Genomic DNA, 13,099 nt, shown 5'->3' on the forward strand with positions numbered 1-13,099 from the left:
TTTAAAAAATATTTTCATTTTTTACTTGACGAACTCTAAAAATATTAATAGAATGCGCGCCACTTCAGTAGTAGACGAAGTCAGTAATGTCCCCTTCGTCTAGTGGTTAGGACATCGCCCTTTCACGGCGGTAACAGGGGTTCGAGTCCCCTAGGGGACGCCATTTTAAGCGGGAATAGCTCAGTTGGTAGAGCATAACCTTGCCAAGGTTAGGGTCGCGAGTTCGAGTCTCGTTTCCCGCTCCAGACACACATCCATGGAGCGTCACGGACGTTCACCAAGCAGTCCAAATACCTTTAAAACAAACACTTTCTTATCAAGATTGTGCGTAGAGGTGTACTGCCGTTTGCCCACTGCTACGGTAAAAAGGTACATTCAAAGGTACATTGAAATCCGTAAGTGGTGCATTCGGATTTTTGACTGACATTTGATTTTGTATTCCCATAATAGAAATCTCCTTAAATTCCGACTAGGAGAGCTTTTATGGCACTCACTGATGCAGTGGTACGAATTAGCAAACCTCAAGCAAAACCCTATACGCTTAAAGATATTCAAGGTTTATCCTTATATATCTCCCCTACAGGGAGTAAAGCATGGCATTATCGTTATACCCTTAAAGGGAAACGTAACCGTGTTTCATTAGGGCAATATCCCGATATCTGTCTTAAAGAAGCCCGCCAAAAATGTGAAGATGCCCGTTTTTTGGTTAAAAATGGGTTTTCACCTAACCATAGTGACTGTATTGAAGCAAATACTGTGGGTGAGCTTGTTGAGTTGAAGGCCAAAGTTGAAACATTTGAACAGTTTAGTGGATGTTGGAAGCTGTTTAAATTGAGAAAACTTGGCTTGGATAACCCATATAAACGGCAAAGTACTGCTATTCAGATTGAGCGCTATATGCGAATTGATCTCTTGCCTGGATTAGGATCTATTCCTTTAAATGAAATTACTAAAGCGGATGTATTAAAGGTATTGCGTAATATTGAAATGTGGGGGGCTTTGTCTATTGCTGAGAAGTGTCGTTGCTGGCTTAATGAGATTTTTCGTCATGCTATTGCGGAAGGGATTATTGATACTAATCCTGCTGCTGAGCAGGGGCTATTGGTGTTACCTAAAATTCCATTCAGCATAATCCGTTTTTACGGCAGAAGGAGTAACCAGCCTTTTTGGTGAGGCTGGCTGAATATCAGGGAGCAATTCAGACAAGATTGGGGATTTATCTGTTGTTAACAGAAGTACGTATCTGTTAGTTACGACAACCCACACCAGCACAGTTTGATTTGGAGAAGGGGTTGTGGTGCATTCTAGCGGAGCAAGTAAAGCAGTTGCAACGTTCAGTGAGCCATAATGACAGTACTCTGCCTTATGTGGTGCCATTATCTAAACGGGCGATCGGGGTGATTAAGGAGCTTATATTGTTAATGTTTCCATGGCCACCGTATTTACTCTGTCATCGTTGGTAGCCTAAACTACTCATTAGTGAGAATACACCGAATGGTGGGTTAAAGCGATTAGGTCATGATGGGTGTTTAAATGGACGTCGTATTCGAGCTACGTTATCTAGGCGTTAAATGTGTTGGATAATTAAACAGTGGATTGAGGTACAGGTATCGCATTCGGATAAAGATCAAATTAGGGTATCTTATAAAAATGCACAGTATATGGAGCAGTACCGAATAATGACGCAAGACTGGGCCGATCAGCTGAATGAGCGGTAACGGCAAGGATTTCAAGCTAGACAAGTATGTGCTCAGGACAGTTAGAGGTTAAGTGCTGATGTTTGGTTTGTTAGCAAAAGATCAGCAGCAGAATGCGTTGATGCAGTTATCCAATTTACCTTTTTATTCAGCAAGTATAGTTAAATGAATAGCAAACATGCTACATAGCGCAAGAGATCCGTAATCCTGTGAAGTATTTATTTAGGATGATTAGGAAGGAGCCGTTTGGGACCTGCAGGGCAACTAGGCTTAGCCAATAATACAATGAATAGGTTCAAAAAATAGCTTCCAATACTAATTCTATGTACTCTTGGAATAACATGATCTTCCGTTTTGGGCGAGGAACAAACATTAGACTATTTATTAAAATGTTAGAAGATTATTTTAATAATGATTTAAAACTTGGCTGTCATCATTATGTCATACTTTGGTCGTAATATACCTAAGATATTTAGTGACAAAAGTGTTTTATCCATACTATGCTTAAAAAAATCTATTTGTACCTTATCCTTGCGCCAACCTTCATTTTTCTCATTTTATTTACCTACCTGCCTTTATTCCGCTCATTCTCTGATAGCCTCTATGATTCTCGTTATGCAATCGATGGAGAAAAATTTGTTGGTCTAGAAAATTTTTATCGCTTATTTGATGATCCTATCTTCTGGCTATCGCTAAAAAATAATGTCATTTATATTTTGCTCACCGTAATACCAGGAGTATTACTCGCTTTATTTTTAGCCATCATTCTTTGGGAAAACAATCGCATTAATCGTTGGTTAAGAACAGCTTTCTTTTTTCCCACGATTATTCCACTGGTTAGCGCTGCCACCATTTGGACCTTTATCTTTATTCCCAATCTTGGGTTATTAGACTACTACCTTGCTAAATGGTTTGGACCTATGAATACCAATTACTTGGGAATGAGTCAATCAGCTTTGATTGCTTTGAGTATCGTCGGGATTTGGAAATTTGCAGGTTATTATATGCTCTTCTTCTTAGCAGGCCTACAAGCCATGTCTACATCTGCACGTGAAGCAGCTATTATGGAGGGCGCATCACGACGACAGATTTTTTTTCACATCACGCTTCCACTATTAAGACCCACTATTAATTTCGTAGTCATTATCGCCCTTATTTATTCAATAACCCAAATAGACCATGTTGTCGTAATGACCCAAGGCGGCCCTAGTAACTCAACATCTGTTTTACTCTACTATATCCAAGACCTTGCTCTCAACAGTCATGATATTGGCAAAGCATCAGCAGCTACTTTTATTTCTTTGGTTTTACTTTTTAGCTTCTCAGTATTTAATCTACGTATTCTAGAAAAAGGTGTCCACTATGAACACTAATGCTTCAGTGGGGCGACGCATATGGCTTATCACTTTACCGATCCTCCTAATATGCACAGCTACCCTATGGTTAAGCCCTTTTTTATGGATGATTTCTTCATCTATTAGTGAGGATAGCTTTAGTTTAGACATGGCCTCAATTTTACCAAGGCTACCTCTTTCTTTAGAAAATTTTAAATTAGCTTGGAGCAGTGCTGACTGGCCAACCCTTTATATCAATACCATTATCTTTTCAGTAGGGACATTCATCATTCAGCTCATCACCATTACGACCGCAGGTTATGTGTTTGCATATCATGAATTTAGAGGAAGAACCATTTTATTTTACCTACTACTCATCCAACTAATGATTATGCCAGTCATTATGATGGTTCCTAATATGATGACACTAAAAGAGTTAGGATTACTCAATACACTGTTTGGTACCATGATGCCTTATTTTGCATCAGCTTTTGGCGTTTTTCTAATGCGACAAGCCTTTTTAAACATTCCCAAAGAATTAGAAGATGCCGCACTCATGGAGGGGTGCCGTTGGTGGCAAACCATAATTTATGTGCTGCTTCCCATGACAAAACCTGCCCTATTAGCCTTTGCAACTGTTAGCATCACTTACCATTGGAATGAATACGTTTGGCCTTTAATGACATTAAACGACCCCTCGCAACAAGTATTAACCGTAGGTTTAGTCTCTTTCGCGATGGGGGCTGAATCTGGTGGGCAGTGGGGCGTCATCAGCGCTGGCACCCTCCTCGTGTGCTTGCCTTTAATGTTAGTGTTTATTTTATTCCAAAAACAGTTTTTAAGCAGTTTTGGATTTTCTGGTATCAAATAAGAGGATTTTATATGTTATTTGCTCATATTTCTGATTTACATTTTCGTAGTGATGGTCGGAAATTATATGATTTTATCGACACCAACACAGCAAATGCTGAAGTGATTAATCGCATCAACTCATTAACTGAAAAGCCTGATGCGGTCATCATTACAGGCGATATTACCAATTGCGGATTAGAAAATGAATACAAGGTAGCAAAGCGTATATTAGGGCATCTACAATATCCCATTTTAATCGTGCCAGGGAATCATGATAACAAATCCTTTTTTTTAAAAGCATTCCAACCTCTTTGTCCTTTATTAGGCGATAACCCTCAACAAATTGCCTATAAAGTGGATCATGATGAAGCACAACTACTGTTCATTGACTCAACTGAACCAGGCACACATGCAGGGCAATTAAGTGACTATACACTGCAATGGTTAGACAATGCCCTTGATCAATCCAATAAACCAAGTTATTTATTTATGCACCATCCACCTGTGGCCTTGGGTAACTTGCAAATGGATAGAATAGGCTGTCAAAATGGACATGAGTTACTAAAACTAATAGACAAGTACCCACACCTAATCCGAATCTTCTGTGGCCATGTCCATAGAACCATGTTTACCCAATACAAACAAACTATTATCGCTTCTGCACCTGGAACAGTTCATCAAGTTCCTTATAGCTCAAGCGATCCTACTGACCTCTACTGTTTAGAGCCTGCTGCTATGCTCATGCATCGACTCGTTCCTAAAACAGGTCTTGTAACCTATAGTCAACCATTAACACAAATATCTGGCCCCTATCGCTATGAATCTGCTATTAGTTGTCCAGGAGACTAATTGATGTCATTTATTCAGCTCAAGGACATAACAAAAAGTTTTGACCAACATTGTATTTTAAACAACATTAATCTCGACATAAAAAAAGGAGAGTTTTTAGTATTAGTTGGCCCCTCAGGGTGTGGTAAGAGTACATTACTACGTATTTTGGCAGGTTTAGATTACGTTTCCAGTGGTCACATTTTATTTAACCAGCAAGACATAAGCCAATGGGAACCTAGAAAACGTAACTTCTCATTAATTTTTCAAAACTATGCGTTATTTCCTCACATGTCAGTGGAAAAAAATATTACGTTTGGTATGAAAGTGAGAGGAGAGGATAAAAGCCTATTTCCTGAAAAAGTAAAAAAAGTTGCCAAAATGCTTCAACTTGAACCTCTCCTTAAACGTAAACCCAAAGAGCTATCAGGAGGACAACGTCAACGTGTTGCTATGGCAAGAGCCATTGTCCGTGATCCCGAGTTGTTTTTGATGGATGAACCGCTATCTAATCTTGATGCTAAACTAAGGGTCGAGGTTAGACAAGGCATTATGGATCTCCATAATACCTTAAAAACCACGACCGTTTATGTTACCCACGATCAAATAGAAGCCATGACCATGGCAGATCGCATCATCGTTTTGAACAAAGGTATTTTACAACAGATAGGAACACCACAAGAATTATACGATAAACCTGATAATTTATTTGTGGCGACATTCATTGGCACACCTGCCATGAATATTTTAAAGCTGCCCTGCCAACAAAATACCATCATACTAGGAGAACAAACATTAGCAATTCCTAATACCCAATCCCCTTATAAAGGGTCTGATGTGTATTTAGGCATTAGACCTGAGCATATTCAAGAAGAAGCATTCACTAATGCAAGCAGTGACATCTCCATCGATGCTGAAATTCAAAATAGAGAATTACACGGAGCTGAATACTTAATTCAAGCCTATACAACTTTTGGCACAATCCAATACCGTAAAGCAAACCAAGGCATGGCTCCAAAATTAAAGCAAAAAATTAAACTTTATATTAATACAAATAAAATTTATTTTTTCTCAACAGACACTCAAAAAAACCTAGTACTGGAGGGGTAAATGAGTAAAGTAAAACTAATCACAGCCTGTGCAATTGGACTATTCACCCTCAATAATGCATTAGCTAAAGAAAAAATCGACTTTATGTTTCCTGCCCCCGTCGATGGAAAACTAACGATGGAAATGACACGTGTGATTAAAGAGTTTAATCAATCACAAAACGAGGTAGAGGTCAGAGGAATTTTCACAGGAGACTATGACACAACCAAAATGAAAGCAGAAGCTGCTACAAAGGCAGGACAACCACCTGCATTAGTTATCATGTCAGCTAACTACACTGTAGACCTCGCCCTTAAAAATATGATTTTGCCCATGGATGAGTTATTTAAATACGATCCAACCAAGGTATCTGCAAATGACTTTTTAATAACAAACTTTTGGCCAGCCGTTCATAAAAATGCTCAAGTAATGGGGAAAACCTATGGTATTCCTTTCCATAACTCCACCCCCATTTTGTACTACAATAAAACATTGTTCGATAAGGCTGGCATCAAAGCCCCCCCTAAGACATGGAATGAACTCGTAAGCGTTGCTAAAAAACTAACCAACAAATCTGAAGGACAATGGGGTATCATGTTACCAAGCACTAACAATGACTATGGTGGCTGGACATTATCCACATTAGTTCATGCAAATGGTGGACAATTCAATAATCCCGACTATCCTGGTGAAGTATTTTATGATAGCCCAACCACAAAAGGCACTTTACAATTCTGGCGTGACTTAGTATACAAACATGAGGTTATGCCAGCCGGCGTTCTCAACTCTAAACAAATTAGCGCCAACTTTTTTTCTGGAAAACTAGGAATGGCTGTCTTAAGTACTGGCGCATTAGGGTTTATGCGTGAAAACGCAAAAAACTTTGACATGGAAGTCGCTATGTTACCTGCGAAAGAAAGACAAGCTGTAATTATTGGCGGTGCCAGTCTTGTTAGCTTTGCAGGAATATCCGAAGCGCAAAAAAAAGCAGCCTATCAATTTCTAAGCTACTTAGTTAGCCCCGAAGTAAATGGTAGTTGGAGCCGATTCACAGGCTACTTTTCCCCTCGAATAGCTGCCTACGATTTGCCAGAAATGAAAGATTATTTAATCAAGGATCCTCGCGCTAAAATTGCATTAGAACAATTAAAATTCGCCCATCCTTGGTACGCTACCTATGAAACAGTTGCCGTACGCAAAGCCATGGAAGATCAACTGGCAGCATTAGTCAATGATAAAAACTACAGCGTTGAACAAGCCGCTAAAGCAGCACAACAAAAAGCTGACCAAATTATGCAACCCTACCAAGCGGCTACAGCATTAAGTCCTAAATAATAAAATATACCTTCCATATAAAAGGGATCGTTTTAACCCAACGATCTCTTTTGCTCTGTATTAGTTTTTTTAGAGAGAAGTTAAGCCAAATTTTTCCGCTTAACTTTACATTTTGCTAATTTAAATGTCTGCTATTGGTACATAACAGCCTCTAATATGATTATCTTTCAAATAGCTAAGTTAGCAAATTTAAAATGATTGGTTATATCTTTTTCCTAAACACTTGCTTAATATGTCTCCCCCGTCCATCGCCATACTCCAGCTTTGGCAAGCGCTTCTTGTTTGGTATAACCTTGTTGTCGGTATTGATTTACTTGGCTTTGGGTGAAAGTGTATCTAAGGCAATGGGGTGAGTTTTTCCTCGTTAAGCCTAAACGATAGGTACTGTTTTACCAGTAATTCATGGCTTGTTTTAAGTTAGGCTAATCAATCAGTTTACCGTTTAGTTGTTGCATGATGGCAAGCGCATTAATGATGACCTGCAGCGCTTGTTGTGGATAGATAATGTGAGGAGTTCTCGGCCGTCCACCTTTAGAGCTAAAGATAATCTGTATTCTGGTATGCAAGGTTTGTAGGGGTTTTTGCCATGTTTGCATCGATTGACAGCTTTGTACCACCTCTTCGCCACATAGTCCTAAGGTGATGGCAACATCTAAAATGGTGGCCAGTGCGGGCCTTTAGTTAAAGATTTGTTGATAGATAGCTTGATATTGCTGCTCAGTAATGGCTTCCCTTAATTTAATTCCTTTATTCTTTTCGTTACTCTTATGCCTTTTTGTTTTATAATTTTTAAATTATTTGTATTGATTAGCCCCTATATGACTATTAAAATGGGTACTAATTAAAAAGAGATACATTCTTGCTGTATGGTATTTTTTAACTCATGAAATTTCAACGGATTAGTACTAAAAACTAGAGAATGTTTCCCACTCTAAAACTTTCTTTTTTTAAATAATATTTAATAAAAACAATGAATTGAACTCAGGTATTTAGGTCTTTAAAACCACTTCAGTAGCGTTTTCTTTGCTTACAAACACTCTAGCCAATTGATTATATTTTTTTTAGAAATCATTCCCACCACTGTATGTTTCGACCTTGATGATTTAATACATTATTACTACATCAAAATCCATAGTAGTACATCAGTTCTTGTTGATCTTCACTCCTGTTTTTTCTGCTGAATGCAATAGTCTATAACCCAAATTGTTCATATGAAGAGTGAAGGGTATATTCCCTATTGTGTTTGATTTAAAGATAATAATTTACAAAAATAAAGATATTTTATTCTGTCTACTAGCTAATCCACCAATAATTTAATTTTAACTAATTAGCGATTATTAAGTAGATAGGTACTGTCAAATTAACTTTTTGTCTCAAGTTTAAATTTGGTTATAAACCACTAACTTTGAATTAAAGACGTGACTTGGATAATAAAGTTCCATTCTTTAAATCGCCGAACAGCAAAAATACGAAAAGTTTTAGTTGATCATAGATGCTTGGCACAATTAAAATAGTCGTATATATTAACAAAACAAAATCACTGGGGTCAGTACTGTCTGATGTTTTAGTGAGATTCAAGGTTTTGTTTTAAAGAGAAGAAGAGTTGCCAATTCAATAATCTTTGTTAGAGTCTCTCAACGAGCGATCTTTTATAATAAAAATAAATAGTTACCATTTTCTAGCAAGACAAAGCTCAATCATCTACATGGCTTGAATGGTAAGATTTATGTTACAAAGTTTAATAAGTAAAAAAACACTCTGTGTAGGATTATTAGCAAAAAGGAGTAAAATAATCCTTTTAAGTTAAGATATTATTAATAGTCATGTGGAATAGTTATGAGGTTTGATTTAAAAAATAATTCAGAGCCGTTAGATGCTTTACCACGCTTTCAGTTAGCAAAAAACAGGGTTAATAAGTTATCGTTTGCAAGTTCCACATGTATGCAATTAGCTATTGGATTATTTCTTTTAGCTATTGTTATTAAAGGGTTTACTGTAAATTCACTATGGCCTACGTTGTTTTGTAATAATGCAGCAGTTTTATTATTGCTTGCAGCTGTTGCACGGTCTGCTTTACGTATAGATGTTTGGCGTTCAAATGCATTTGATGGTGCTTGTGTTTCTAATACTGAAGCTGATGAAAAAGAATTAATTACAACACCTGTAAATAATGATGAGAAAACAGCAAAGTCAGATAATAAAGAAGTAGCAAAACCAAGTTATCTTGTTGTTTATGGTAAGCGATTAATTAAGCAGATAGGGGTTGCTCCTCTATTGTTTATTGCTATCTCTGCTATTACGCTTGTGGTTGTTTATATTGGTTGGAATATGTCTTTATCAGGCATTAATACCAGCAAAACAAGCTATGCAATAGCCGGTCTTTTGGTACTAAGTGCCTTTAGTTTACTGGTGATCGAGCGCCACTTATCAAATACGTCAAAAAATCAATGGCCTGAAGCAGTCGGTATTGCATTAATAATTCGTGTGGTTATTGCTGTACAGGCACTATCATTATTTGCTTTATTATTTGTGGATGTTGGGCGAGTTTGGCCGCTGCGTTTACTTGTTTTAACTGGGCTATTGCCTATTTTAGTTGCTATTGAGTTTATAGTGCGGGCCTTTTTATCTATTTTTAGTCCACAGCGTGATACATTAGAACCTCAGCTAATAGGTGATAGCTTAGTTGCCGCTATGCTGCGTTGGCCACCCCAGCCTTTAACGCTATTACAAGATGAGTTACAACATCATTTTAATATAGACTTGCGACAAGTATGGGCCTTTGGCTTTATGCGCCGTGCTTTTTTACCTATATTGAGTTTGATTTTAGTGCTTGGTTGGTTATTAACGAGTATTAGCGAAGTGCCGATTAATGGCCGTGGTATTTATGAGCGTTTTGGGCGCCCAGTTGCTGTATTAAAATCTGGTTTACATGTTGGCTTACCTTGGCCTTTTGGTAAAGTTATTTCCGTTGAAAATGGGGTGATTCATGAAATGGCTACATCGAGTGACCAAAATGCTCAGGGGCAAGTGGCTACGTTAGAAGAGAAAAATGTAGTAGTTGAGGTCCCTACTGTAGAAGGAACTGCGCCAGAAAGCGCTAATCGTTTATGGGATGCCTCGCACCGTAGTGAGAAGTCGCAGATAATTGCAAGTGCTTCAAATGATAAGCAAAGCTTTCAAATTTTAAATATGGATGTTCGTTTTATTTATCGCATAGGCCCTACCGATCAAGATGCCTTAGATGCCACTTATAATAATCTAGATATTCCTGTGCTCATTAAAAGTATTGCTAATCGCGTATTAGTGCATGAGTTCTCATCACGTACGTTAGATGAAGTGCTCTCTGGCCGAATACAGCAGCTAACAAAGGATGTTCAACAAGGCATTCAACAAGACTTAGATCAAATGAAAAGTGGGGTAGAGCTGTTAGCTGTTGTTGTTGAAGCGGTTCATCCACCAGCAGGTGCGGCTAATGCTTATCATGGTGTACAAGCGGCGCAAATTATGTCACAAGTTTTGATTGCCCAAGAGCGTGGTAATGCTGCTGATACAATGGGGGAAGCTCATATTACAGCAGCAAATTTAGTGGATAAATCCCAAGCTGAAGCTAAAGAGGCTATAGCCTTAGCTCAATCAGATGTGCTACGTTTTGATGCAGAAAAAACAGCGTGGCAAAAAGCGAATCAGGCTTTCTTATTGGAACAATATTTTAATCAGTTATCTATATCATTTGCTAAAGCACCATTACTTATCATTGATCATCGGCTAACAACCTCAGACATGCCGACCATTGATTTACGCAAATTTAGTGTGCCGTTAGACACAACCATAAAATCAACTACTCAAGCTACAGGGGATTAAGCTTTGTCATCTTCTTCTGATATTAAACATGCTCATGACCATGATGAGTGCCAACATGATCACGATCATCACGAACACCATCATCACCATCAAGAAATGCCTAAGAATGTTGTATGGAAGCGTATAGTTTGTGCATTGATTATTGTTATTATTGCCATTACAACTGCTTGTTTAGTACAGGTTCAGTCTGGTGAGGCTATTGTAATTACACGTTTTGGTAATCCCTCTCGTGTATTATTAAGCCCAGGGTTAAATGCTCGTTGGCCAATCCCCTTTGAGTCGGCTATTCCAGTTGATCTCAGATTAAGAACAACATCGAGTGGTTTACAAGATGTTGGTACAAAAGATGGGTTACGTATTATTGTACAAGCTTATATTATTTGGCAGGTACAACCAGACCCAGATAATATATTACGTTTTATCCGCGCTATGCCTAATGACTCAGATATTGAAGCTGCAAAACAAATACGTACGTTTGCGGGGTCGGCATTAGAAACCACAGCAAGTACTTATGATTTAGCTAATTTGATTAATACCGATGCCTCTAAAGTGCAGCTAGCTGATTTTGAAAAGCACTTACGTAAACAATTAGAGCAGTCACTATTAAAAACCTATGGGATAAGAATAGTGCAAGTAGGGGTTGAGCGCTTAACACTTCCTTCTATTACGCTAACTGCAACTGTTGATCGGATGCGCGCAGAGCGCGAAACAATAGCCACTGAGCGTACCGCTGAGGGAAAAAGGCAAGCAGCCGAAATTCGCTCCGCTGCTGAAAGGGATGCTCGTATTTTAGTAGCAGATGCGAATGTTAAAGCCGCTGATATTAATGCAAAATCTATTGTGGATGCCTCTAAGCTCTACGGTCAAGCGTATTCTGAAGCACCTCAACTTTATATGTTTTTAAGGTCTTTAGATACATTAAGTGCGGTTGTAAACCCTAATACTCGAATTATATTGCGTACAGACGCAGCCCCTTTTAAAGCGCTTGTAGATGGACCATTTCCTTCATTAACATCTCCTGATAAAGTGCGGGAAGCTAAACATGAGTAATTTATTAAAGCAGGTTAAGGGCAAGATTACGAGCCCTTGGCAGCAAGCAAGTCGCATAGCCTTTCTTGTGCTTTATGGTGTCGTTATATTAACGGCTATAGGCTGGCTATTATCTAATGTCAGACAGATTGGTCCAGAAAGCCGAGCGGTAGTTTTTCGTATGGGCGAAATGGTTCGTGTTCAAGACTCAGGGCTATTAGTAGCGTGGCCTCAGCCTTTTGAACAAGTTGTTATTTTACCCTCAGCTGGGCAGATGATTGAGCAAAAAGGCGAGTTATTGGTACGCTCAAAGCAAGCCCAAAAAGTGGATAGCGGCTATGCATTTAATAACGATGCTACAGCAGGCTCTGGGTATTTATTAACAGGTGACTCTGGCGTAGTACAATTAGATATTAGGGCTTTTTATCAAGTTACTGATCCCTACGATTTTGTATTACAAGGGGCGCATGTAATACCTGCCTTAAATCGTTTAATAGAGCATAGTGCTGTTGAGGTATGCGCCTCGAGAGATCTTGATACCATATTGGTAGCAAGACCGGAGCTAATTGATAATAACAGTAATGTGGCAGAGAGTAGAGAGAAACTACGGCTTGACATACAAATACAAATTAATAAGAATTTGGAGGCACTTAAACAGCAGAATGCAGGCCTAGGGATTCGTGTGGAGCGAATTGATGTTCAATCTTCTTTACCGCAAAATGCTGTAGCAGCATTTAATGCAGTATTAACTGCGAGTCAGGTAGCCGCCCAAGAAGTAGCCTCTGCACAAAATTACGCGGCGCAAAAATCACAAGAAGCAAGGCAAGCATCCGATCGTATTCTGCAAGTAGCACATGCTCAAGCAAGTGAGCGCTTAGCTAAGGCTCATACAGATACCGTCATTGTTCATAACCTAACCAAGGCTAAAGAAAATCATACCGATATAGGGCTGTTATTGCGCCTATACCATGATAAAGTTTCTGCAATATTAGCTAAAGCACAGTCAGTTAATACGGTTGGTGAAGGCGATGCAAGTCATTTAATTATTGATGGAGCCAAATGATGGCAGAACAG

Annotated in this window: 12 protein-coding genes and 2 tRNA genes; 12 read left to right on the top strand and 2 right to left on the bottom strand. The window is 38.6% G+C overall.

Annotated elements, in window-relative coordinates; all coding sequences use genetic code 11:
• Positions 1 to 88 precede the first annotated feature (88 nt).
• Both DM558_RS09875 and DM558_RS09880 read left to right on the top strand, forming a co-directional pair.
• Positions 89 to 163: transfer RNA gene (locus DM558_RS09875), tRNA-Glu, on the top strand.
• Positions 164 to 169: 6 nt separating this feature from the next.
• Positions 170 to 245: transfer RNA gene (locus DM558_RS09880), tRNA-Gly, on the top strand.
• A gap of 71 nt (positions 246 to 316) precedes the next feature.
• Here DM558_RS09880 and DM558_RS15940 read toward each other — a convergent pair.
• On the bottom strand, positions 317 to 445 hold the full coding sequence (locus tag DM558_RS15940; RefSeq protein ID WP_267128180.1) for a hypothetical protein: 129 nt from the start codon (positions 443 to 445) through the stop codon (positions 317 to 319).
• A 38-nt stretch (positions 446 to 483) separates the two neighbouring features.
• Between DM558_RS15940 and DM558_RS09885 the strand changes: the two genes are divergently transcribed.
• From DM558_RS09885 to DM558_RS09910, 7 genes are all read left to right on the top strand, one after another.
• Positions 484 to 1,173 (top strand): tyrosine-type recombinase/integrase, encoded by a 690-nt coding sequence (locus DM558_RS09885; RefSeq protein WP_127163875.1) that lies wholly within the window; start codon positions 484 to 486, stop codon positions 1,171 to 1,173.
• A 119-nt stretch (positions 1,174 to 1,292) separates the two neighbouring features.
• Positions 1,293 to 1,463: a hypothetical protein gene (locus DM558_RS15665; protein WP_164731437.1), complete on the top strand. Its 171-nt coding sequence runs from the start codon at positions 1,293 to 1,295 to the stop codon at positions 1,461 to 1,463.
• Positions 1,464 to 2,197: 734 nt separating this feature from the next.
• Positions 2,198 to 3,070, top strand: a complete 873-nt coding sequence (locus tag DM558_RS09890) for a carbohydrate ABC transporter permease (protein WP_127163876.1) — start codon at positions 2,198 to 2,200, stop codon at positions 3,068 to 3,070.
• The gene (locus DM558_RS09895; protein WP_127163878.1) at positions 3,060 to 3,902 is read left to right on the top strand and encodes a carbohydrate ABC transporter permease; all 843 of its coding nucleotides are present in this window, start codon (positions 3,060 to 3,062) and stop codon (positions 3,900 to 3,902) included. Before DM558_RS09890 ends, DM558_RS09895 begins: the two co-directional genes overlap by 11 nt.
• A gap of 11 nt (positions 3,903 to 3,913) precedes the next feature.
• Positions 3,914 to 4,732: a phosphodiesterase gene (locus tag DM558_RS09900; RefSeq protein ID WP_127163880.1), complete on the top strand. Its 819-nt coding sequence runs from the start codon at positions 3,914 to 3,916 to the stop codon at positions 4,730 to 4,732.
• Between the two features lie 3 nt (positions 4,733 to 4,735).
• The gene (locus DM558_RS09905; protein WP_127163881.1) at positions 4,736 to 5,821 is read left to right on the top strand and encodes an ABC transporter ATP-binding protein; all 1,086 of its coding nucleotides are present in this window, start codon (positions 4,736 to 4,738) and stop codon (positions 5,819 to 5,821) included.
• On the top strand, positions 5,822 to 7,135 hold the full coding sequence (locus tag DM558_RS09910) for an ABC transporter substrate-binding protein (protein WP_127163882.1): 1,314 nt from the start codon (positions 5,822 to 5,824) through the stop codon (positions 7,133 to 7,135). It abuts the gene before it with no gap.
• A gap of 422 nt (positions 7,136 to 7,557) precedes the next feature.
• On the opposite strand, the gene DM558_RS09915 is transcribed toward DM558_RS09910, so the two are convergent.
• On the bottom strand, positions 7,558 to 7,803 hold the full coding sequence (locus tag DM558_RS09915; protein WP_127163883.1) for an integrase domain-containing protein: 246 nt from the start codon (positions 7,801 to 7,803) through the stop codon (positions 7,558 to 7,560).
• A 1,168-nt stretch (positions 7,804 to 8,971) separates the two neighbouring features.
• Here DM558_RS09915 and hflK (DM558_RS09920) point away from each other — a divergent pair.
• The 3 genes from hflK (DM558_RS09920) to hflK (DM558_RS09930) are packed head-to-tail and all read left to right on the top strand — an operon-like array spanning position 8,972 to position 13,088.
• On the top strand, positions 8,972 to 10,996 hold the full coding sequence (gene hflK / locus DM558_RS09920) for a protease modulator HflK (protein ID WP_127163884.1): 2,025 nt from the start codon (positions 8,972 to 8,974) through the stop codon (positions 10,994 to 10,996).
• A gap of 3 nt (positions 10,997 to 10,999) precedes the next feature.
• On the top strand, positions 11,000 to 12,046 hold the full coding sequence (gene hflC, locus DM558_RS09925) for a protease modulator HflC (protein ID WP_228411731.1): 1,047 nt from the start codon (positions 11,000 to 11,002) through the stop codon (positions 12,044 to 12,046).
• The gene (hflK, locus tag DM558_RS09930) at positions 12,039 to 13,088 is read left to right on the top strand and encodes a protease modulator HflK (RefSeq protein WP_127163885.1); all 1,050 of its coding nucleotides are present in this window, start codon (positions 12,039 to 12,041) and stop codon (positions 13,086 to 13,088) included. The genes hflC and hflK (DM558_RS09930) overlap by 8 nt, the downstream gene beginning before the upstream one ends.
• Positions 13,089 to 13,099: the final 11 nt, after the last annotated feature.

It is taken from the genome of Entomomonas moraniae, from assembly GCF_003991975.1.
GTDB lineage: Bacteria > Pseudomonadota > Gammaproteobacteria > Pseudomonadales > Pseudomonadaceae > Entomomonas > Entomomonas moraniae.